The organism is Colwellia sp. 1_MG-2023 (assembly GCF_030546755.1).
Classification (GTDB): domain Bacteria; phylum Pseudomonadota; class Gammaproteobacteria; order Enterobacterales; family Alteromonadaceae; genus Thalassotalea_H.
In genome coordinates this window covers 255,013-277,063 of sequence record NZ_JAUOPE010000001.1, presented here as the reverse complement: position 1 = coordinate 277,063, position 22,051 = coordinate 255,013, and the positions used below count along the sequence as shown (strand labels likewise).

21 protein-coding genes are annotated in these 22,051 nt (G+C 38.8%); all 21 read left to right on the top strand.

The annotated features are described in order from the left end of the window. Positions 1-80: 80 nt before the first annotated feature. The 21 genes from fliF to Q4493_RS01040 all read left to right on the top strand — a co-directional run bounded on the left by fliF (position 81) and on the right by Q4493_RS01040 (position 22,048). The gene (gene fliF / locus Q4493_RS01140) at positions 81-1,745 is read left to right on the top strand and encodes a flagellar basal-body MS-ring/collar protein FliF (protein ID WP_303449084.1); all 1,665 of its coding nucleotides are present in this window, start codon (positions 81-83) and stop codon (positions 1,743-1,745) included. Beyond that, entirely contained in the window at positions 1,738-2,787 is a 1,050-nt protein-coding gene (gene fliG / locus Q4493_RS01135) for a flagellar motor switch protein FliG (RefSeq protein WP_303448743.1), read from the top strand. The genes fliF and fliG overlap by 8 nt, the downstream gene beginning before the upstream one ends. 15 nt (positions 2,788-2,802) lie before the next feature. Beyond that, positions 2,803-3,600 (top strand): flagellar assembly protein FliH, encoded by a 798-nt coding sequence (gene fliH / locus Q4493_RS01130; protein WP_303448740.1) that lies wholly within the window; start codon positions 2,803-2,805, stop codon positions 3,598-3,600. Between the two features lie 29 nt (positions 3,601-3,629). Next, a complete protein-coding gene (gene fliI / locus Q4493_RS01125; RefSeq protein WP_303448738.1) occupies positions 3,630-4,997 on the top strand; it encodes a flagellar protein export ATPase FliI in 1,368 nt (455 codons plus the stop codon). Positions 4,998-5,054: 57 nt separating this feature from the next. After that, positions 5,055-5,495 (top strand): flagellar export protein FliJ, encoded by a 441-nt coding sequence (gene fliJ / locus Q4493_RS01120; protein ID WP_303448737.1) that lies wholly within the window; start codon positions 5,055-5,057, stop codon positions 5,493-5,495. 94 nt (positions 5,496-5,589) lie between these two features. Continuing rightward, positions 5,590-7,539 carry a flagellar hook-length control protein FliK gene (locus Q4493_RS01115; RefSeq protein WP_303448736.1) on the top strand — a complete coding sequence of 650 codons (1,950 nt, stop codon included), beginning with the start codon at positions 5,590-5,592 and terminating at the stop codon, positions 7,537-7,539. A gap of 78 nt (positions 7,540-7,617) precedes the next feature. Then, complete coding sequence (fliL, locus tag Q4493_RS01110; RefSeq protein ID WP_303448735.1) at positions 7,618-8,172, top strand: flagellar basal body-associated protein FliL; 555 nt, start codon at positions 7,618-7,620, stop codon at positions 8,170-8,172. Positions 8,173-8,247: 75 nt separating this feature from the next. Next, on the top strand, positions 8,248-9,315 hold the full coding sequence (fliM, locus tag Q4493_RS01105) for a flagellar motor switch protein FliM (protein ID WP_303448733.1): 1,068 nt from the start codon (positions 8,248-8,250) through the stop codon (positions 9,313-9,315). Between the two features lie 14 nt (positions 9,316-9,329). Further along, positions 9,330-9,719, top strand: coding sequence for a flagellar motor switch protein FliN (gene fliN, locus Q4493_RS01100; protein WP_303448731.1), 390 nt, complete (start codon positions 9,330-9,332; stop codon positions 9,717-9,719). A 46-nt stretch (positions 9,720-9,765) separates the two neighbouring features. Further along, the gene (gene fliO / locus Q4493_RS01095) at positions 9,766-10,266 is read left to right on the top strand and encodes a flagellar biosynthetic protein FliO (RefSeq protein WP_303448730.1); all 501 of its coding nucleotides are present in this window, start codon (positions 9,766-9,768) and stop codon (positions 10,264-10,266) included. A gap of 108 nt (positions 10,267-10,374) precedes the next feature. Continuing rightward, positions 10,375-11,094 carry a flagellar type III secretion system pore protein FliP gene (fliP, locus tag Q4493_RS01090; protein ID WP_303449082.1) on the top strand — a complete coding sequence of 240 codons (720 nt, stop codon included), beginning with the start codon at positions 10,375-10,377 and terminating at the stop codon, positions 11,092-11,094. Continuing rightward, positions 11,094-11,363 (top strand): flagellar biosynthesis protein FliQ, encoded by a 270-nt coding sequence (gene fliQ / locus Q4493_RS01085; protein WP_303448728.1) that lies wholly within the window; start codon positions 11,094-11,096, stop codon positions 11,361-11,363. Before fliP ends, fliQ begins: the two co-directional genes overlap by 1 nt. A 16-nt stretch (positions 11,364-11,379) precedes the next feature. After that, on the top strand, positions 11,380-12,162 hold the full coding sequence (gene fliR, locus Q4493_RS01080) for a flagellar biosynthetic protein FliR (RefSeq protein ID WP_303448727.1): 783 nt from the start codon (positions 11,380-11,382) through the stop codon (positions 12,160-12,162). Then, entirely contained in the window at positions 12,162-13,292 is a 1,131-nt protein-coding gene (gene flhB, locus Q4493_RS01075; protein ID WP_303448724.1) for a flagellar biosynthesis protein FlhB, read from the top strand. The genes fliR and flhB overlap by 1 nt, the downstream gene beginning before the upstream one ends. Positions 13,293-13,389: 97 nt before the next feature. Continuing rightward, complete coding sequence (gene flhA / locus Q4493_RS01070) at positions 13,390-15,492, top strand: flagellar biosynthesis protein FlhA (RefSeq protein ID WP_303448723.1); 2,103 nt, start codon at positions 13,390-13,392, stop codon at positions 15,490-15,492. 56 nt (positions 15,493-15,548) lie between these two features. Further along, complete coding sequence (gene flhF, locus Q4493_RS01065; RefSeq protein WP_303448722.1) at positions 15,549-17,084, top strand: flagellar biosynthesis protein FlhF; 1,536 nt, start codon at positions 15,549-15,551, stop codon at positions 17,082-17,084. Between the two features lie 42 nt (positions 17,085-17,126). Further along, positions 17,127-17,969 carry a MinD/ParA family protein gene (locus Q4493_RS01060; RefSeq protein WP_303448720.1) on the top strand — a complete coding sequence of 281 codons (843 nt, stop codon included), beginning with the start codon at positions 17,127-17,129 and terminating at the stop codon, positions 17,967-17,969. A gap of 35 nt (positions 17,970-18,004) precedes the next feature. Then, positions 18,005-18,724, top strand: coding sequence for an RNA polymerase sigma factor FliA (locus tag Q4493_RS01055; protein ID WP_303448719.1), 720 nt, complete (start codon positions 18,005-18,007; stop codon positions 18,722-18,724). A 62-nt stretch (positions 18,725-18,786) separates the two neighbouring features. Then, positions 18,787-19,170 (top strand): chemotaxis response regulator CheY, encoded by a 384-nt coding sequence (gene cheY / locus Q4493_RS01050; protein ID WP_303448718.1) that lies wholly within the window; start codon positions 18,787-18,789, stop codon positions 19,168-19,170. Positions 19,171-19,200: 30 nt separating this feature from the next. Next, positions 19,201-19,944, top strand: a complete 744-nt coding sequence (locus Q4493_RS01045; RefSeq protein WP_303448717.1) for a protein phosphatase CheZ — start codon at positions 19,201-19,203, stop codon at positions 19,942-19,944. Positions 19,945-19,957: 13 nt separating this feature from the next. After that, positions 19,958-22,048 carry a chemotaxis protein CheA gene (locus Q4493_RS01040; RefSeq protein WP_303448715.1) on the top strand — a complete coding sequence of 697 codons (2,091 nt, stop codon included), beginning with the start codon at positions 19,958-19,960 and terminating at the stop codon, positions 22,046-22,048. Positions 22,049-22,051 lie beyond the last annotated feature (3 nt).

Genomic DNA, 22,051 nt, shown 5'->3' with positions numbered 1-22,051 from the left:
TGGCAGATATTAGCAATACAGCATTAGCAGCACCTGATTCTGGTTCAGATTTAGTCGCTGCCGATAATGCAGATAACAGCATTGATGAGCAAAAGTCAGGCTTTGCTTCAGCAATGGGCAATGTTGATATTTTACGTCAATTAACCCTCATTATGGCGTTAGCGATTTGTTTAGCTATTGCTGTATTTGTCATCATGTGGGCGAATCAACCGGAATATCGTTACTTAACCAAATTACCCACTGAACAACTGATTAAAACCATGGACTTTCTTGATGCTAATGAAGTTGAATACCGTCAAGAAAGTAACACTATCTCTGTTCCTGCAGAAGAATACCAAAATATTCGTTTATTATTAGCGCGGGAAGGCCTTACTGACGAGCCTGATGAAGGCAGTGATATCTTGATGCAAGATATGGGATTTGGCGTCAGTCAACGCCTAGAACGAGAAAGATTAAAACATTCACGCGAGCAACAACTTGCCAGAACGATTGAAGAGCTACAAACAGTTAGTCGAGCACGAGTGTTATTAGCGATACCACGTGACAATGTTTTTGCAAAACGTGAGAAAAACCCATCGGCGACTGTCGTACTTACCTTACGAAAAGGCCGTTTATTATCAGAAGAAGAAGTTGACTCAGTTGTTGATATTGTAGCGTCTGCAGTACAAAGCTTAGATCCTAATCGCGTAACAGTGACAGACCAAAATGGTCGACTATTAAATTCAGGCTCACAAGATTCAGTGTCTTCACGTTCAAGAAAAGAATTTGAAATCGAACAAAAACGTGAAAAAGAATACATGGACAAAATTGACAGTATTCTTATCCCAGTGGTTGGCTTAGGTAATTATACTGCACAAGTTGACGTTGCCATGGACTTTACCAACACCGAAGAAACCCAAAGACGTTATAACTCTGATTTACCTGCGCTGCGCAGTGAAATGAAAGTTGAAGATAATACCTTAGGTGGCGTTTTAGGTGGCATTCCTGGGGCATTAACCAATCAGCCGCCACTTGACTCAAATATTCCTGAAAATGCTTCGGGTGGTAATGCACAAAAAGCGATGCCAAGTCGTAAGCATTTAGAATCGACAAAAAATTATGAACTCGATGAAGCGGTCAGCTATACCAAACAACAAACCGGTATTATTCGCCGCATTAGTGTCTCAGTTGCTCTTGATTATTTAACATCAACCGTACCTCCAGCAGAAGGTGTTGAAGATGCTCAACCGACTACAACGCAAGTACCGCGTTCAGTACAAGAACTTGCTAACATTCGACGTTTACTTCAAGGAAGTATTGGCTTTGATTTACAACGCGGTGATGCGCTAGAAGTTGTCACGTTACCTTTCTCTCGTGCAGATATTGACGCGCCAGAGGTCATTCCGTTTTATCAAGAACCTTGGTTCTTTAAAATGTTAAAATTAGGCATGGGTGCTTTAGTTATTATCATTTTGATATTAGCGGTAGTTCGTCCTATGTTGAAACGTTTAATTTACCCTGACCAAACGCCGTCAGACTATGGTGATAAATCACTTGATTCACATATTGATTTAGGTGATGAAACCATGGATATGTTAACAACAGATTTCGATGCAGGCGCGGTTGGATTTGCCCCAGACGGTAGCCTACAATTACCTGATTTACATCGTGATGAAGATGTATTAAAAGCAGTTCGAGCTTTAGTAGCAAATGAGCCTGAATTATCCTCTCAAGTAGTTAAAAGTTGGTTGATGGAAGATGAGTGATGAAACCCAAGAATTAGCACCAATACCGGCTGGTTTTGATGTTGATAAATTAGAAGGCTCTGAAAAGGCTGCAATTTTATTATTGAGTCTTTCAGAGGAAGATGCCGCGCAAATCTTAAAACATCTTGAGCCTAAACAAGTACAGCAAGTGGGTACTGTTATGGCGGCGATGGAAGATTTTACCCAAGAAAAAATTACCGCGGTACATAAACTCTTTATCAATGAAATTCAAAACTTCAGTACCATAGGTTTTAATAGCGATGACTTTGTTCGTAAAGCATTAACCGCGGCACTTGGTGAAGACAAAGCGGGTAATTTAATTGATCAAATTGTTATGGGTGGTGGTGCAAAAGGTCTAGATTCCTTGAAATGGATGGATTCTAAACAAGTTGCCAATATCATTCGAAATGAGCATCCTCAAATTCAAACCATTGTGTTGTCTTACTTAGAGCCTGAGCAATCAGCGGAAATTATGAGTCAATTTGCTGAAAAAACACGTTTAGATTTAATGATGCGAATTGCTAATTTAGAAGAAGTACAACCGGCTGCACTACAAGAATTGAACGAAATTATGGAGAAACAATTCGCGGGTCAAGCGGGTGCACAAGCTGCGAAAATGGGTGGCTTAAAAGCTGCTGCAGATATTATGAACTACTTAGATACCAATGTTGAAGGTATGTTAATGGATTCTATTCGCGAGCATGACGAAGAAATGAGTCAACAAATTCAAGACTTAATGTTTGTCTTTGAAAACCTTGCAGATGTTGATGACCGTGGAATTCAAGCTATCTTACGTGATGTTCAACAAGATGCGTTAATGAAAGCAATTAAAGGTGCTGACGATGCCTTGAAAGATAAGATTATGTCGAATATGTCTAAACGTGCTGCTGAAATGATGGCGGATGATTTAGAAGCTATGGGACCTGTGCGTATTAGTGAAGTTGAAGCGGCACAGAAAGAAATTTTATCGGTAGCACGTCGATTATCTGACGCAGGTGAAATTATGCTAGGCGGTGCTGGCGGCGGTGATGAATTCTTATAGGTAGTTAAATAATTAATGAAAAATTTTTCTAATAACCAAAGTGCTGATGAACTGCTAAAAGTAGAAGGTGGTGATGATCTTGATGTTTGGCCACTGCCGTCTGTTGAAGTAGAAATCGATGAATCGTCGATCAAAACCAATGCTTTAGGAAAAAAGCCGGCATGGCGTTATGAACCACCAGAAGAAACTGAAGAAGAAATACAGCCACTAACGGCTGAAGAAATTGAAGAAATTAGACAAGCAGCCTATGAAGAAGGCTTTAATCAAGGTAAAGAAGAAGGCTTCTCAACCGGCTTTGATGAAGGAAAAAAATCGGGTCATGAAGAAGGCTTAACTCAAGGTCATGAAGAAGGTATGGCTAATGGTTTAGAAGAGGGCCAAGCTGTAATTAAAGCATTGACTGAGAAATGGTCGTTATTGACTGAACAACTACATCAACCATTAACGGTTGTAGAAAAAAATGTCGAACAACAATTACTACAGTTAGTGGTACAGCTTACTGAAGCGATAACATTACAAGAAGCTAAAACTAATCCTGCTATTATTTTATCTGCGCTTGGAGAAGGTATGAAAGCATTACCGAGTCAAGATGCGCAAACACAAATACTACTTCATCCAGATGATATAACCCTTATTGAACAAGAATTTACCCCTGAACATATTGAGAAACAAGGTTGGCGTTTAGTGGCGGCGCCACAATTATCTCAAGGCAGTTGTCAAATAGAAAACAGCACCTCAAATATTGACCTGTCGATTAAATCTCGCATAAAAGAAGTATTGGAATCGTTTTTGCAAGAAGCATTACATCAGTAAATTAGCCTTAAAGTGTCAAAAAACTATTCATGATAGATGTTCAACGGCTCAATCAACGGCTAGAAAATAGCCAGAAATTTATCCATCCGCATAAAGTATCAGTGGCAGGGCGATTAGTTCGTGTTGTTGGATTAACGCTTGAAGCTGTCGGTGTTAAAGCGGCTGTTGGTAGTCAATGTTTAGTAGAAACTGCCCAAGGTGATTTAATCGCAGAAATTGTTGGTTTTGCTAATGACATTACCTATTTAATGCCCGAGCAAAGTCTTCAAGGTGTTTTACCTGGGGCTAGGGTTGTGCCTTTATCTAAGAAAACTCGTTTACCTTTATCCATGGATTTATTAGGTCGAGTCATCGACGGCGTTGGTAAGCCACTAGATGGTAAAGGGCCTATTAAAGCCGCTGATAATTATCAACAAAGCAATGCACCGATTAACCCGCTTTCTCGTCGAGCGATAACAGAGCCACTCGATGTTGGCGTAAGAGCAATCAATAGTTTTATTACCGTTGGCCAAGGTCAACGTATGGGATTGTTTGCAGGCTCTGGGGTTGGTAAAAGTGTTTTACTTGGCATGATGACGCGCGGAACAACGGCCGATGTGATTGTTGTTGGACTAGTTGGAGAACGTGGCCGAGAAGTGAAAGAGTTCATTGAAGAAATTTTAGGTGAAGAGGGCCGATCACGCTCTGTCGTTGTTGCTGCCCCTGCGGATAACTCACCGCTAATGCGCCTAAAAGGTTGTGAAACAGCCGTACAAATTAGTGAATATTTTCGTGATCAAGGGCTCAATGTTTTACTTTTGATAGACTCAATTACTCGTTATGCTCAAGCGCAACGTGAAATTGCATTAGCCGTTGGCGAGCCACCAGCAACTAAAGGCTATCCGCCATCAGTTTTTTCAAAGTTACCGCAATTAGTTGAGCGGGCAGGAAATGGTGGTGAAGGCCAAGGTGCAATAACGGCTTTTTTTACTGTGTTAACTGAAGGTGATGATCTACAAGATCCTATCGCGGATGCAGCTCGTGCAATTTTAGACGGACATATCGTTTTATCGCGTGAATTAGCCGATTCAGGACATTACCCTGCGGTTGATATTGAAGGGTCAATTAGTCGTGTTATGCCAATGGTCACTAGTCCTGAACATCAAGAGCTTGCTCAGCAATTAAAGCAAGTGTACTCGCTTTATCAGCAGAATAAAGATTTGATTGCAATTGGTGCTTATAGTAAAGGTAGCGATCCTCGTATTGATCAGGCCATTCAACTATTGCCAGTAATACGTTTTTTCTTACAACAAAAGATGACTGATGTGATCCCTTATGATCAAAGTTTAACGCAGTTACAAGAAATACTGTCTGCAGCACAAGCTCATGCAAATAATCAACAAGTACCGAATCAATAGACCAATATAGTGGATTGTGCATTCGGTTATTAACGATATAAAAAGGTTAGGTTAACTATGTCAATGAAGCAGCTTGATACTTTGTATAAATTTGAAAGTGACAAAGAAAAAAAAGCAGCGCAGCAATTACAACTTGCTGAACATGATTATCAAGATAACTTAATGCGTTTGCAGAGTGTCGGTGATTATCGTTTGGAATATATGAAACGCCTAAACCAACGTTCTATGGAAGGTATAGACAGTGCGACTTATCGACATTTTCATGCCTTTGTTGCCAAGCTTGATAATGCCGCTGAACAAGTTGAAATTGCTATAGCACAAGCAAAGTCGTTAGTTGCTCAAAGAAAAACACAGTGGTTAGCTCAACGGCAAAAAGTACAAGCGGTTGAACATTTAAAAGCAAAAAAATTAAAAGTTATGCAAGTGAAAGCGAATAAACAAGAGCAGCAAATGTTTGATGAAATCGCATTACAACAATTTATTAGAAAGCGTCCTTAATGGTTCGAAAGTAAGTTGGAACAAGTTTTGCTTTAAACTACCAGAGCAGACAAAAATTAAATAATTTTTCCGATAACTTTTCAAAGGTTGATTTATGTCACAGGTTAATATGTTAGCAATTGATTTAGCTAAAAGTGTTGATACATCAGCAGTTTCAGCAAAAAGCTCATCGAATGATGAAGCCAGTTCAGCACGCTTTTCTGATGTTATGGCTAAACAGCAAAATCATGAAAGCGGCAATAGTTCGCAGCGCAGTGGCAAAGCGGAACAGCTTGAATCTCATCATGAAAAGGCCGGCAGAAGTAAACCGGAAATGAAAAACACGGAGACGGATGCTGATAAAGAATTATTAGATGAAAATGATGCTACGGTTGCGCATGAAGCGGGTAAAACACAAGACACTGATAACGCTGTTAACGCGAATAGCAAGCAGGAGCACAGTGATGCAGAAACTGAGAGTAATCAGTCTACAGTTGAAAGCAGCGAAAAGGTTCAACTAGCATCTAATGATGATGTTGCTCAAAAGTTACTCTCATTTATTTTGGCTTCTGATGAAGTGTCAACAGAACATGTTGACGTCAAAGTAAAGGGTGAAAATAAAGAAAGTATCCTTGCTGAAAAAGTGGTTGCCATTAATAGCCAAGCTGCTAAACAATCAAGTAAAGCACAAGAAAACATCGCACAACAAACAGCAGAATTAGCAACTAAAGATGTCAAAGACAGTGATAAAATTGCGACAACTCAATCTGAGGTTGGTAATGATGAAGTCACTAAACAAGCCGTTGACATAAACGATCCGCTTAAAAAGATAAAGTCACTAGCAGCAGAAGGGAATATCAACGAAAAACTTATCACTGATTTAACCGCTACGGCGAAATCAGTGAAAGCAGCTATTTTAGTTGATAAACCACTTGATTCAGACGCTATTGAAATTACTGTTGATGAAAAATTAAAAGCCAAAGAGACACATGTTGCGGTTTCATCGTCGACTGTGACAAACAATCTTGTTGGTATTGTTGATGAAGAAAACCTGACAAATGAAACAGATATTGATTCACCAACAGATAAAAACTCGATCTTAGCTAGCTTGTCGAAAGAAAACACCCAATCGATAAAATTAAATGCTGAAAGCGCTGAAATAGCGAAAAAACAGACACAAACAATGAGCGCCATTGATCCGAAAGTCGTGGAAATGAGTGCTGAAGAAATAAAAAATACCGCTAAAAATGAACAATCTACAGAACGGGTTATCCATCAAGCCACCGTTAATAGCCGTTTATCATCAGATAATTCTCAATTAAATTATTCACAAGGTCAGCAACAAGGCCAACAAAATCAAGAGCAAAATTTAGGTAAAGGTGAAGCTGACTTACTCAAAGAGCATCAAAAAGTATCGGCTAATACTGAGCAAGAGATTGAGTTTAGTGAAAAATTAGTGATAAATGCCACAGAAAAAAGCGCTTTGCAAACAACAGTTTCTGAAGCAGCAAGTCATCAGGTATTAAATCAACAAAGCTTGAATTATGCCGAAGAGCAAGCCATACAAAGTAACCTTGTAAAAGCGGCGGCTGATTCTATTTCTGTTCAATCGGCTAAAACTGCGATCAATATTCAAGCAGAAACGATTTCAATTAACCGGAAAGATTTTGTTGATGCTGTAAAAGAAAAAGTAATGGTGATGATTAATCAAAAGATTAAACAATTTGAGATCAGACTCGATCCACCTGAACTTGGCAGTATGCACGTGAAATTAAACTTGCAAAATGAGCAAGCAGCGGTAAATTTTGTTGTACAAAATCAACAAGCTAAAGAAGCTTTAGAACAAAATATTGATAAACTTAAAGATATGTTAGCGCAAAGTGGTGTTGATGTAGGCGATGCGAATATTGAGCAACGAAACCAACAAGCAGATGAAGGCGGCGATGCTGCTCAACAAAACAGCCAGCATGGACTTGACAGTCAAGAGTCGGAGAATGATCAAATAGTCTTATCTGGGGCTAATTTGTATAAAGCTTCAGCAAGTGGCGTAGATTACTATGCATAATTACAGAAAAGCGTTTTCACTTAGCTTAATCAAGGATATAGTTGAGTATATAAACTGTTAAAACGTTAAGGATTGTTCATGGCAGATGAAGCAAAAGAAAAAGATTTAGAATTAGACAATTCTGGCAAAAAGAAAAAAATAATTATTATTGGTGCCGTCGTTGCTATTTTAGCCATTGGCGGCGGAGCCTTTATGTTTTTAGGTGGTGAGCCTGAAGTGAGTCAAGCTGAATTAGACGCAGCACTCAACTCTGGTGGCGCTGAAGCATCAGCGGATGGCAGTAGTGCAGCGCCGACAACAGGTGCGAGTGCCGGTACTGCTTTGTATGTGCCAATGCCAAGACCTTTTAGGTTTAATGTTCCCGGCGCGGCACGAGACAGATTTGTTGAAATTAGAGTGCAATTGTTAGTGCGCGGCGCTGATAATGAGGAAGCCGCGAAAAAACATGTGCCATTAATTGAAAGTACTTTATTGGCTGTATTTTCTCAATCAAATGCTGATGATTTAGCGACAAGTGCTGGTAAAACATCGTTAAAACAAAAGTCTTTAGCTGAAGTGCACAAAATTATGACGGACGTTGCGGGAAGCAACATTGTTGAAAAAGTATTATTTACTGGTTTTGTAATGCAGTAGTGCAAAAATCCTATTGAGTAACGGCACGTAACAAGTGCTTAATCGTTTTATATGAGCTAATAAAGAGACTATCAAGTGAGTGACTTATTATCGCAAGACGAAATTGACGCGCTTTTACATGGTGTTGATGAAGTTGAAGAAGAAGAAGTAGTAGAGGACTTTGCTGAAGAGCAAGGTACCAGTGACTATGACTTTTCTTCACAAGATCGTATTGTGCGCGGTCGAATGCCTACGCTTGAAATGGTTAATGAGCGTTTTGCTCGTCATATGCGAATTAGTTTATTTAATATGATGCGCAGAACGGCAGAAGTTTCTATCAATGGTATTCAAATGATCAAATTCGGTGAATATGTTCACACCTTATTTGTACCTACCAGTTTGAATATGGTGCGATTTAGACCGCTAAAAGGCACAGGTCTTATCACGATGGAAGCTCGGTTAGTGTTTATATTAGTGGATAACTTTTTTGGTGGTGACGGTCGTTATCATGCCAAAATTGAAGGCCGTGAATTTACACCAACAGAACGTCGTATTATTCAAATGTTATTAAAACTTATTTTTGAGGACTATAAAGAAGCATGGTCGCCTGTAATGGACGTTTCTTTTGAGTACCTTGATTCTGAGGTAAACCCTTCAATGGCAAATATTGTCAGCCCAACTGAAGTGGTGGTGATCAGCTCATTTCATATTGAACTAGATGGTGGTGGCGGTGATTTCCATGTGGCTTTGCCATATTCAATGTTAGAGCCGATACGTGAATTACTTGATGCTGGTGTGCAAAGTGATAAAGAAGACACGGATATGCGTTGGTCTAAAGCGCTACGTGATGAAATTTTAGATGTGCCAGTTCAACTTTCAACAAAATTCTTAGAAGTGGATATCCCGCTTACTAAAGTGATGAGTCTTGAAGCTGGTGATATTATTCCAATTGAAATGCCAGAACATATTACTGTCTTAATAGAAGACCTACCAAGCTTTAGAGCGAAACTTGGCAGAAGCCGTGACAATGTTGCATTACAAATCAAAGAAAAAATTAAACGTCCTGAGTCGGTTAAAAATGAACTTACTATCTTAACGAAAGGTGGTAAACGATTAGACAGTGACGCCGAATTACATCTGTTAGAAGATGATTTAGAGTATTAGAAAGAGGCAAAAGCATGAGTGATGAAGAAAACGAAGATCTAAGCATGTGGGATGAAGCGATGGATGAACAAGCCGATGCTGAAGCTGAGCCAGTTGAACTGGATGAACTTCAGGACGAAGATGTTCCTATTACCGGCGACGAGAAACGTAAATTAGATGCGATACTCGATATTCCTGTTACTATTTCGATGGAAGTAGGTAGAAGTCATATTAGCATTCGTAATTTATTACAATTAAATCAAGGCTCTGTGGTTGAGTTAGATCGAGTCGCGGGTGAAGCATTAGACGTCATGGTTAATGGTACGTTAATCGCTCATGGTGAAGTGGTTGTAGTGAATGATAAATTTGGTATTCGGTTAACGGATGTTATTAGCCAAATTGAGCGAATTAAAAAGCTTAAATAGATGTGATTTATCCAATTATCTTATGCGGTTATTTGTAAAGGGGAATGTGATTAAAGGTTTTAATATCAACTTAATGTGCTCATTATTGATGGTTACTTCGATAAATATTTTTGCTCAAGAAGAAACCGTTGAAGTGGGTAAACACGCTAATCCAAATTTAGATGCCATGAGTATGATTGCTTCTTTGCTCATGGTTTTGGCGGTCATTATTGTTAGCGCTTGGATATTAAAGAAGTTTAATCTTGCCAATAAATCTGTATCTGGCATGCAGGTTATTTCAAGCCTACCGTTAGGGCATAAAGAGAAATTAGTGGTGGTTCAAATTGCTGATGACCAATTATTATTAGGTGTCAGTGGTCAACAAATTAGTTTAATTAAAACATTAGACAAACCACTAGAAGTTAGTCGTCCACTTTCCCCTCATTTAAGCCGAACGTTTGATCGTTTTATGGCTAAAAAATCAAATGTTTCCGCTGTTGATGCATCCGCCACAAATGAAAGTGTGACAAATAAACCAGCAGAAAATAATTCATCGTCGAATGTCTAGAAATTAAGGCTAATCATCATTATGTTAAATAAAGTTTTACCAAGAAGCGTTACCGGCAAAAAAATTACGCCTATCTATCTGGTTTACTTTATTGTTATTGCTTGTTTTATGTTTGCTTCATCTGCATTTGCAGCCGATGATTTATCTATGTCAGCATTGAAATTAACGACGAATCCTGACGGTTCACAAGAATATTCGGTTACCCTACAAATACTTATTTTTATGACAGCTTTGGGGTTTATTCCCGCGGCTGTAATTATGATGACATCTTTCACTCGTATTATTGTCGTGATGTCAATTTTACGTCAAGCATTTGGTTTACAACAAACACCTTCAAATCAAGTTATTATTGGCCTAACGTTATTTATGACGCTTTTTATTATGACACCTGTTTATAATAAAATTAATGAAACGGCTATTCAGCCTTATTTAGCTGAGCAAATGACTTCCGTTCAAGCATTAGATTCAGCCAAAGTGCCACTTCGCGCATTTATGCTTGAACAAACTCGTTTGAAAGACTTAGATACCTTAGCGCAAATGGCAGGAATTACGAGTGTTGATAAGCCAACTGATTTACCGATGACCGTTATTATTCCTGCTTTTGTTATCAGTGAGTTAAAAACGGCATTTCAAATCGGGTTTATGCTATTTATTCCTTTTTTAATCATCGATTTAGTCGTAGCCAGTATTTTAATGGCGATGGGTATGATGATGTTATCTCCAATGATAGTTTCATTACCTTTTAAACTAATGCTGTTTGTGCTAATTGATGGGTGGAACTTGGTGATAGGTACTCTCGCCACTAGTTATGGTATGGGAGTCACGTAATGAGTCCAGAGGTCTTTGTTGATATTCTTCGTGATGCACTTTTTCTTGTGATTGTTCTGGTTAGTGCGGTAATAGTACCAAGTTTAATTGTTGGTTTAATTGTTGCTGTTTTTCAAGCTGCAACCTCAATTAACGAACAAACATTAAGTTTTTTACCTCGACTGATTGTCACATTATTAGCACTCATTATTGGTGGGCATTGGTTGGTACAAAAGTTAATGGATTACTCTATTCGATTAATCACTAGCATTCCTAGTGTTGTTAGTTGATCAGAGATAATAGCTGATGGAATTTTCAGAAGCAGTTATTAATCAGTATCTCGCAGATTTTCTACTTCCTTTATCTCGCGTGTCTGCGTTAATTATGTCTATGATGGGCTTTGGTGCTAAATCCATCCCACGTAATATTAAGGTATATCTTTCAATCGCCATTACTGTTGCAATTATGCCGGCGATCCCGCCAACAAATATTGGCACCTTATTTTCTTTGCAAACGGCGCTCTTAGTTGCTGAGCAAACCATTATCGGTGTGATGCTTGGTTTAGTGACAATTATGGTGGTGAATACTTTTACCATGGCAGGACAAATTATTGCTATGCAAACCGGTTTAGGTTTTGCCTCTTTGGTTGATCCGGCAAGTGGTATGAATGTGCCTGCGGTAGGGCAGTTTTTCTTAATCCTCTCAACATTGCTTTTTTGGATAATGGACGGACATTTAGCTTATTTGCAATTTGTGGTCGCAAGTTTTGAAACCATGCCTATTCCGATGGAATCATTTAATTCTATGAAATTTAAAGAAGTGGTTGAATGGGGCGGTTGGATGTTTGCCACAGCACTTTCTTTATCAATGGCACCTTTAACTGCAATGTTACTCATTAATTTTTCTTTTGGTATTATGACCAGAGCAGCACCTCAGCTGAACATTTTTGCTATCGGCTTTCCAATCACTATGTGTTCAGGCTTGTTAATTATGTGGTTGACTATGGGTAATTTTTTAACGCATTTTGAAGCACAATGGCAACGAGCACTCGATTTTAGCTGTTATCTTATTGATTGTGAGGTGCCTTAATGGCTGAGTCAGATAGTGGTGAAAAAACCGAAGAACCAACCGCAAAAAAAATGGCGGATGCGCGAAGCAAAGGTCAAATAGCCCGTTCTAAAGATTTAGGGACTATGTTTGTGTTGGTCAGTAGTGCTATTGCTTTAATGATTATGGGTGATGCGTTAGTAGAAAGCCTTTCGCATATTATGAAAAATCAATTTAGTTTATCGCGCGAAGAAATCATGGATGTTAATGCTTTATTTGGCGAAGTCAGAAAAAATGTCGCATTAATTTTTAGTCCTTTACTTTGGATTTTTGCCATTGTTATTGTTGCCGCATTTGTAGGCAATACTATGTTAGGTGGGATCAGCTGGTCATGGGAAGCTATGATGCCAAAAGCAAGCAGAATGTCTCCTATAGCTGGTTTTAAAAGAATGTTTGGCTTAAAAGCTTATGTTGAGTTATTTAAGTCATTATTGAAATTTTTTGTGGTTTTTTTCTCGGCCTATTTATTATTAACAGGCTTATTTGAGCAAATTTTATCACTCAGTATTGAAGCTATCCCTTCTAATTTTTCTCATGCCGTTGATCTATTGCTATGGATGTTTCTTACTCTGGGTTTATCTTTGATTATCATTGTTATTGTTGATGCCCCTTATCAAAAATGGTCTCACAATAAAGAACTTAAAATGACCAAACAAGAAATTAAAGATGAACATAAAAGCTCAGAAGGTAGCCCGGAAAATAAAGGACGAATTAAGCGAACGCAATATGAAATGTCGCAGCGTCGTATGATGGCAGAAGTACCAAATTCTGATGTGGTGATCACAAATCCTACCCATTTTTCAGTCGCATTAAAATATGATGCCGCCCAAGGTGGCGCGCCTCAACTGATCGCAAAAGGGGTTGACGAAATGGCAATACATATTCGCACCATTGCCAAAGAACATGGTGTTGAAATTATTGCTTCTCCTGCCCTCGCTCGCTCACTTTATTACACCGCGGAAGTCAATGAAGATATCCCCGAAGAGTTATTTGGTGCAGTAGCACAAGTGCTGGCGTTTATTTTTCAATTAAATGCTCATAAAAGTGGCAAAGCTAAGCGTCCCATTCCATTAGCGAAAAACCTACCCATTCCCGATGATTTTAAGTATTAAGTTTGAGTGTCGATATAAGCAATTATAATTTGCAGCGACTTTTGGTATAACTATTGCTCTGCCATGGTATGTGTCAAAAAATTATCATGTAAATTAAATGCAACTAGTCGCTCATTTAAATCAATTAAAACAAAAAAAGTTTAGTTTCCTCTCTGGACTCGGCACACCGATACTAGTCATGGCAGCTTTGGGTATGGTGATATTGCCAATGCCTGCTTTTTTACTCGATATTCTTTTTTCCTTTAATATTGCACTTTCTTTGGTGGTCTTGTTGATCACTGTATATACATTAAAACCTTTAGAATTCGGTTCTTTTCCGGCAGTGTTATTGATCGCAACCATTTTACGATTGGCATTAAACGTCGCTAGTACACGAGTAGTGTTACTGGAAGGTCATGAAGGTCCTGATGCGGCAGGTAAGGTCATTCAAGCCTTTGGTTCAGTTGTTATTGGTGGTAATTACGCCGTTGGTTTAGTGGTTTTCATCATATTAATTATCATCAACTTTGTTGTAGTTACTAAAGGTGCCGGCAGAATTGCAGAAGTTACAGCTCGATTTACCCTAGATGCGATGCCAGGTAAGCAAATGGCCATTGATGCCGATTTAAATGCGGGATTCATTAATGCTGATCAAGCAAGAGAGCGACGGATTGAAATTACCAGTGAAGCTGACTTTTACGGTTCAATGGATGGTGCGAGTAAATTTGTTAAAGGGGATGCCATTGCTGGTATTTTAATCTTATTTATCAATATTGTTGGTGGTTTAGTTATTGGCATGATCCAACATGATTTAGATTTTGATAGTGCCGTAGAAATTTATACGTTATTGACGATTGGGGATGGCTTAGTTGCACAAATACCCGGCTTACTGCTTTCTGTTGGTACAGCTATTGTTGTGACCCGTCAAAATACAAGCGAAGATATGGGATCACAAGTCAGTGGTCAATTAGGGCAAGAAAAGTCGTTATATATTGCCGCTAGCGTTATGTTTATTATGGGGATTGTTCCTGGTATGCCTCATGTAGCGTTTTTAATGTTTGCTGCATTGATTGCCGGTGGTGCTTTCTTCAGTAGTAAATTTAAAGCGGCGAAAGCTATCGATATCGCAAAACAAAAAGAAGCCGCTCAAATTGAAACGAAACAGCAAGAAGCCGAAGTAAAAGACTTAGGCTGGGATGACGTTAATCATGTTGATATTGTCGGTTTAGAGATAGGTTATCGCTTAATTCCACTGGTTGATAAATCACAAGGTGGCGAGTTACTAAACCGTATTAAAGGGGTACGTAAAAAGCTATCGCAAGAGTTTGGTTTTCTGGTGCCTGCTGTACATATTCGCGATAATTTAGATCTTGACCCAAATACTTATCAAATATCCTTAATGGGAGTTACGGTTGGTGAAGCGGAAATTAGGCATGATCATGATTTAGCAATTAACCCAGGTCAGGTTTATGGCAAACTAGAGGGGATTGCGACGAAAGATCCCGCGTTTGGTTTAGACGCTGTTTGGATCACACATGCTCAGCGCGACCAGGCTCAAGCACTAGGTTATACCGTCGTAGATTCTGCAACGGTTCTGGCAACACATTTAAGTCAAATTCTTACTAATAATGCATCGCAATTATTAGGACACGAAGAAGTACAGAACATCTTAGATATTTTAGGCAAAAACTACCCTAAATTAATTGAAGGATTGATCCCAGATATTTTAACTTTAGGTACTATCGTTAAAGTTTTACAAAACTTAATGAACGAAGGCGTTGCTATTCGTGATATGCGCAGCATTATTCAAACGTTAGTGGAGTACGGACCTAAGAGTCAAGATCCTGAAGTCTTAACCGCGGCAGTGCGGATCACTCTACGCAAGTTTATTGTTCAAGAATTAGTTGGGCCTGAAGTTGAAGTGCCTGTCATAACTTTGTCACCAGAGTTGGAACAGATGTTGCACCAGTCAATGCAAATGGCAGGTGACGATGGCGCAGGTATTGAACCAGGCTTAGCAGAACGATTACAAACGTCTTTAACTGATGGAGCACAGCAACAAGAATTGGCAGGAGATACTCCAATATTGTTGACCTCAGGAATTTTAAGAACGGTACTCGCTAAGTTTGTAAAATATACCATCCCTGGTTTGAGAGTTATTTCGTATCAAGAAATACCGGATGACAAACAAATTAAAATTGTTAGCTCAATTGGCCAGTAATCATCTGTATAACGAAGTTAGGTAATAGCCGTTAAGTATTCGGTAAGGGGTTTTCCGTGAAGATTAGACGTTTTGTAGCAAAAGATATGAGAACGGCTTTAGAGCAAATTAAGCACGAACTAGGTGTGGATGCTGTTATCATGTCAAATAAAAAAATTCCTGAAGGTGTCGAATTAATGGCGGCGGTTGACTATGGTCAGCAAGCCCCTACAGCAACGAGCGAAAATACTAATACTCAAGAAAGTTCTCCTGCTCAGGCATCAGTGCAATCAAGAGATATTGAAAATGACGTGGTTTCTCTTTCTACCAGTAACAATTTAAAACAACCTTTGTCTAACGAACAACCACCAGCAGCTGGGGGTGATAGTTTATCTGCCTTGCTACAACGTAAAGTGCAACGTGAGCAAGCTAGTCAACAAGCGAATGAACAAACGAATTTAGATCAACAAGACATTGAGCAGCAGTTAAAAAGCTTCACTGATAGATTAGAGCAAGGTTCGCTTTACACATCGCATAAAGCAGATCAACCTGCGGCGTCTGCAATGTCAAATAATCAGCAACCTATTACTCAAAATGATCAACAAGCGACTAGCGTACCCTTAGAAAATCATCAAGCGTCGGGTATTAGTCCTTCAGCTAATAATCATAGTGCTGCGAGTGGTGTTTCAGATGAAGTGGAAAAGATGCGCAAAGAGATGGCGTCAATTAGAGAGCTGCTTGAGCATCAAGTTTCTGGCTTAATGTGGCAAGACATGGCAAAGAAAGATCCATGCAAAGCATTAATGGTGAACCGACTATTGAATATTGGTCTGAACGAACAAGTAGCCGATCAAATCGCAAGTGCCATTCCTGTTCACAATAATGAAGAACAAGCTTGGGAAACTGCTAAACAATTATTATCTCAACAATTAAATACCACCAATAATGATATTATTCATCGTGGTGGAGTGGTTTCGCTTGTTGGGCCTACCGGTGTTGGAAAAACCACAACCATTGCGAAATTAGCGGCACGCTTTGCTCAAATTCATGGTGCGGATAAAGTGGCAATGATCTCTACAGATAGCTATCGAATTGCAGGTTTTGAGCAGCTTTCAACTTATGGACGTATCATTGGTTGTCAAGTAAAGCTAGCTAAAGATGCAAAAGCGTTAGATACTCTGTTAGAGCAATATTCAGATAAAAAATTAGTATTAATTGATACCGCAGGAATGGGGCAACGAGATATGCGTCTTTCTGAACATTTAACCACGCTAATGGCAAATTCTCGTGTTAGAATTCGTAATTATTTAGTGCTTGCCGCAAATACTCAGCAACGTGTGATGCAAGAAAATGTTGAACGGTTTAAAAAAGTACCATTAGCGGGGGCAATTTATACTAAACTTGATGAAAGTCTTAGTATTGGCGAAATCATTGCAACTTCTATTCAAAATGGTTTAGCAATAGGTTATCTTACTGATGGACAAAGAGTTCCTGAAGATATTAAAGTTGCAAATGCTGAAAAATTAGTTACGCTTGCAGATAGACTAGCAACAAAAGTAAACTGCCAAAATACCTGGCGGCCTATGCCAGCAAGTCATGCGGTTAGTATGTAAATATTATCGAAGAATATATTGAGCAATTAGAGATAAAAATTAATGATAGATCAGGCGAGTGGCTTACGAAAAATGCAAGAAAATAATCAAATAAAAGTCATAGCAGTTTCTGGTGGTAAAGGTGGCGTAGGCAAAACCAATGTCTCATTAAATACTTCAATTGCAATGGCGCAATTGGGGAAACGAGTTTTAGTTTTAGATGCCGATTTAGGCCTTGCCAATGTTGATGTTATGCTTGGTTTAAGAGTTCAACGTAACCTCTCTCATGTGTTATCAGGTGAATGTGAACTTGATGATATTATTATTAAAGGCCCTGCTGGCATCAATATAATTCCTGCTACGTCGGGTACTCAATCAATGGTCGATTTAACGCCATCTGAGCATGCGGGTTTAATTCGTGCCTTTAGTGATATGCGCACACAATTTGACGTACTTGTCGTTGATACCGCTGCGGGTATATCTGATATGGTGTTAAGTTTTACTCGCGCGGCCCAAGACGTCTTGTTAGTGGTGTGTGATGAGCCAACCTCTATTACTGATTGTTACGCGTTAATGAAATTACTAAGCCGTGACCACGATGTATTTAAATTCAAAGTTGTCGCCAATATGGTTAGAAGTTCAAAAGAAGGACAACAGCTTTTTGCAAAACTATCTAAAGTGTCTGACAGATTTTTAGATGTAGCATTAGATTTAGTAGGCGTTATCCCTTTCGATGAAAATATTCGTAAATCAGTAAGAAAACAGCAAGCAATTGTTGAAGCGTTCCCAGACTCTCCTGCAGCTAGAGCTTTTAAAGCATTAGCAAGTAAAATTATCAAATGGCCAATCCCTCACCATCCATCAGGCCATCTGGAGTTTTTCATCGAGCAGTTATTAGAAAGTTAATATTTTTCAGAACTTAGTCAAAAGAGCGGACTATTTTGGTAAAAGCTAATACTTATAATGTTCAAATAGATAAAAGCGCGTTGCTTGAACAGCACACCGTTTTAGTCAAACGTATTGCCTATCATTTATTGGCAAGACTCCCCGCAAGTGTCATTGTCGATGACCTTATTCAATCTGGTATGATTGGTTTACTTGAAGCTGCAAATAATTTTGATGCTACTAAAGGTGCGAGCTTTGAAACATTTGCTGGCATTCGAATTCGTGGCGCCATGTTAGATGAAATACGCCGTGGTGATTGGACTCCACGCTCAGTACATAAAAATAGTCGTATGGTCAGTGAGGCAATTAAAGCATTAGAAGCTGAACTTGGACGTGATGTTACTGATATTGAAGTTGCTGAAAAACTTGATATTTCGCTAAATGAGTACCATCATATTCTTAGTGAGGTCAGTTCAGGTAAAATAATAGGTATTGATGACCTTGGTGTAAGTGAAGATGTTATTCAATCTTTTGAAGATAAAAACAGTAATGACCCTTATGAGGACATTGAACAAATTATCTTTAAAAAAGCGTTAGCCGAATGCATTACTACTTTACCCGAGCGAGAAGCTTTAGTACTGTCACTATACTACGATGAAGAATTGAATTTACGCGAAATTGGCCAAGTTCTCGATGTAAGTGAATCAAGAGTAAGTCAAATTCATAGTCAAGCATTGCATCGATTAAAAGCACGTATGCAATCTTGGCAAAGTTAAGTACAATGTATACTTATAGTTTTAGGTTTTAAAAATTTTGAATGATCTCCCTGGAGGGTGCCTTGGATAAAAATATGAAAGTTCTTGTTGTTGACGACTTTTCAACAATGAGACGTATAGTTAAAAATTTATTACGTGATTTAGGGTTCACTAACATTCAAGAAGCTGATGATGGTAGTACTGCATTACCTATGCTTAAAGAAGGTGAATTTGATTTTGTGGTAACCGACTGGAATATGCCAGGTATGCAAGGCATTGACCTACTTAAAGCGATTCGAGCTGATGAGAAGTTATTGCACATTCCCGTATTAATGGTAACTGCAGAAGCTAAAAAAGAACAGATAGTTATGGCAGCCCAAGCGGGTGTAAATGGCTATATTGTTAAACCATTTACTGCAGCAACGTTAAAAACTAAGCTTGATAAAATTTTTGAACGCTTAGGATAAATGGCACTCTCTGTCAGGTAAGGATGTTGCATGAGTAAAGATAATGGTGTCCATGTTTCTTTGGAACAAGCTAAGCTGCTTGTTGAATACTTAGAAACAGAGCAGCAAGATAAAGCTGATGATTTAATAGCTGAAATTCAGAATCCTATTAATACAGAATTATTTGCTGAAATAGGTAAGTTAACACGTCAACTTCATGATTCACTCATGAACTTTCAAGTTGATTCTCGTTTGAATGACCTTGCTAATGCTGATATTCCTGATGCGAAAGAACGACTTAATTATGTTATAACTCGCACAGAAGAAGCAGCAAACAAAACCATGGATGCTGTAGAGTCAATATTCCCTGTTGTTGATAATATTCAAGCGCAAGTGAAAGCGGTTAATCCTCTCTGGGATAAATTAATGAATAATGATTTGTCGGTAACAGAGTTTAAAGTCTTATGTAAAGATATAGATGGCTTACTAAAGACTACCGACCGTGATACAGCACATATGCACGCTTTAATGACTGACGTACTCATGGCTCAAGATTTCCAAGATTTAACTGGGCAAGTGATACGTAAAGTAATCGACTTAGTAAGAGAAGTTGAAGATAGTTTAATTAATATGTTAACAGCATTTGGTATTACTTCTGATCAGGCTGGCGAAATCGCGAAGCCTAAAGTAGGTGAAAACTTAGTGGAAGGCCCAATTGTTAATACAAAAGAACGAGATGATGTTGTCGCAGACCAAGACGACGTTGATGATCTTTTATCTAGTTTAGGTTTTTAATAGGAGTTGCTGGATGTCTTATGAAGCAGATGAAGAAATTCTTCAGGATTTTTTAATCGAAGCTGGTGAAATACTTGAAAGTTTATCTGAGCAACTTGTAGAACTAGAAAATGATCCAGACAATGCCGATTTACTGAATGCGATTTTTAGAGGATTTCACACAGTTAAAGGTGGTGCAGGGTTTTTAGCGTTAACAGAACTTGTTGATGTTTGTCATGGTGCTGAGAATATTTTCGATTTGCTGCGTAACGGTCAACGCTCAGTAAGCTCGGAACTAATGGATGTTATTTTACAAGCATTAGATACGATTAACGATATGTTTGCTTTAGTTCAAGCGAGAGAACCTTTAGTTGCAGCTGAAGCAGAATTACTTGCTGAATTACACCGTTTAAGTACTCCTGAAGGAGCCGAACCTGAAGTAGCTAGTGAACCAGAGCCAGTTGTTGACGTTGAAACTCCAACCGCTGCGGAATCTTCCTCAAATGATGAAATGAGTGAAGATGAATTTGAACGTTTGTTGGATGAATTACATGGTGGTTCTACTCCGGCAAAACCCGTTGTAACGTCAAGCGATAGCAATGAAATTTCAGATGATGAATTTGAAAGTTTACTTGATGAACTTCATGGTCAAGGCGCTTTTTCTCCAGATATTGAGAGTAATGCGGCTTCAACGTCGTCTAATGCTACGAAGTCATCAAATGAAATTGATGATGATGAATTTGAAAGTTTACTTGATGAATTACATGGTCAAGGAAAAGCACCACAAAATACGACTAAAGCTCCAGCTCCCAAGCCAGTTGAGAAACCAGTAGCTGCAGCAAAACCTGCTCCAACTCCTGCAGCAAAACCCGCTGCTCCAAAAGCACCAGCCAAAAAAGCAACAGATAAAAAACCGGCGCCAACAGCATCACAAGGCGAAACAACCGTTCGTGTTGATACACAACGTTTAGATCAAATTATGAATATGGTTGGTGAGTTAGTATTAGTGAGAAATCGCTTAACTAGTTTGGGCATGACGAAAGAAGATGAAGAATTAACTAAAGCAGTGTCTAATTTAGATGCTGTCACTACAGACCTGCAAGGTGCTGTAATGAAAACTCGTATGCAGCCAATTAAGAAAGTTTTTGGTCGTTTCCCTCGAGTTGTACGTGACTTAGCGAGAAGTTTAAATAAAGAAATTAAATTAATTCTTGAAGGTGAAGAAACAGATTTAGATAAAAACCTCGTTGAGGCTTTAGCTGATCCGCTTGTGCATTTAGTTAGAAACTCAGTTGATCATGGTATTGAAGAACCTGATAAAAGGGAAGCCACGGGTAAACCAAGAGAAGGTACTGTGGTCTTGTCTGCTTCTCAAGAAGGTGATCATATCTTATTAACGATAAGAGATGACGGCGCAGGTATGAATGCCGAGAAGTTAAAAGAAATAGCTATTGAAAGAGGCGTTTTAGATGCTGATGCTGCGAATCGCATGTCTGACTCTGATGCGTTTAATTTAATTTTTGCCCCAGGTTTTTCTACGAAAACAGAAATTTCAGAAGTATCTGGACGTGGTGTTGGTATGGATGTGGTGAAAACTAAAATCACCCAACTCAATGGCACGGTAAATATTGATTCTGAGATGGGTGTTGGTACCGTTTTAGAAATAAAAGTACCATTAACATTGGCTATTTTACCAACTTTAATGGTGATTGTTGGTGAGCAAACGTTTGCCTTGCCGTTAGCCGGCGTAAATGAAATATTCCATTTAGACTTAACCAATACCAATTTGGTTGATGGTCAATTAACTATCATTGTTCGAGAGAAAGCGATTCCTTTATTTTATTTAGATCAATGGTTAGTTAAAGGCTGTGATGATAAACCTAAAGATAAAGGTCATGTTGTTATTGTTCAATTAGGCGCACAGCAGATTGGTTTTGTTGTAGACAGTTTAATTGGCCAAGAAGAGGTTGTAATTAAACCTTTAGATAGACTTTTACATGGCACTCCTGGTATGGCAGGGGCAACGATTACAAGTGATGGTGGTATCGCGCTCATTATCGATGTTCCAAGCATGCTGAAGTATTACGCAAAAAAATCCATCGTAAATAAAAAATTGCGTTCATAATTG

Coding starts and splice junctions, on each gene's coding strand:
- fliR (WP_303448727.1), top strand. CDS start 11,380: ATGGAATTTTCAGAAGCAGTTATTAATCAGTATCTCGCAGATTTTCTA.
- Q4493_RS01040 (WP_303448715.1), top strand. CDS start 19,958: ATGTCTTATGAAGCAGATGAAGAAATTCTTCAGGATTTTTTAATCGAA.
- flhA (WP_303448723.1), top strand. CDS start 13,390: ATGCAACTAGTCGCTCATTTAAATCAATTAAAACAAAAAAAGTTTAGT.
- Q4493_RS01060 (WP_303448720.1), top strand. CDS start 17,127: ATGATAGATCAGGCGAGTGGCTTACGAAAAATGCAAGAAAATAATCAA.
- fliJ (WP_303448737.1), top strand. CDS start 5,055: ATGTCAATGAAGCAGCTTGATACTTTGTATAAATTTGAAAGTGACAAA.
- fliP (WP_303449082.1), top strand. CDS start 10,375: ATGTTTGCTTCATCTGCATTTGCAGCCGATGATTTATCTATGTCAGCA.
- fliG (WP_303448743.1), top strand. CDS start 1,738: ATGAGTGATGAAACCCAAGAATTAGCACCAATACCGGCTGGTTTTGAT.
- fliI (WP_303448738.1), top strand. CDS start 3,630: ATGATAGATGTTCAACGGCTCAATCAACGGCTAGAAAATAGCCAGAAA.
- fliN (WP_303448731.1), top strand. CDS start 9,330: ATGAGTGATGAAGAAAACGAAGATCTAAGCATGTGGGATGAAGCGATG.
- fliL (WP_303448735.1), top strand. CDS start 7,618: ATGGCAGATGAAGCAAAAGAAAAAGATTTAGAATTAGACAATTCTGGC.
- fliH (WP_303448740.1), top strand. CDS start 2,803: ATGAAAAATTTTTCTAATAACCAAAGTGCTGATGAACTGCTAAAAGTA.
- fliQ (WP_303448728.1), top strand. CDS start 11,094: ATGAGTCCAGAGGTCTTTGTTGATATTCTTCGTGATGCACTTTTTCTT.
- flhB (WP_303448724.1), top strand. CDS start 12,162: ATGGCTGAGTCAGATAGTGGTGAAAAAACCGAAGAACCAACCGCAAAA.
- Q4493_RS01115 (WP_303448736.1), top strand. CDS start 5,590: ATGTCACAGGTTAATATGTTAGCAATTGATTTAGCTAAAAGTGTTGAT.
- Q4493_RS01045 (WP_303448717.1), top strand. CDS start 19,201: ATGAGTAAAGATAATGGTGTCCATGTTTCTTTGGAACAAGCTAAGCTG.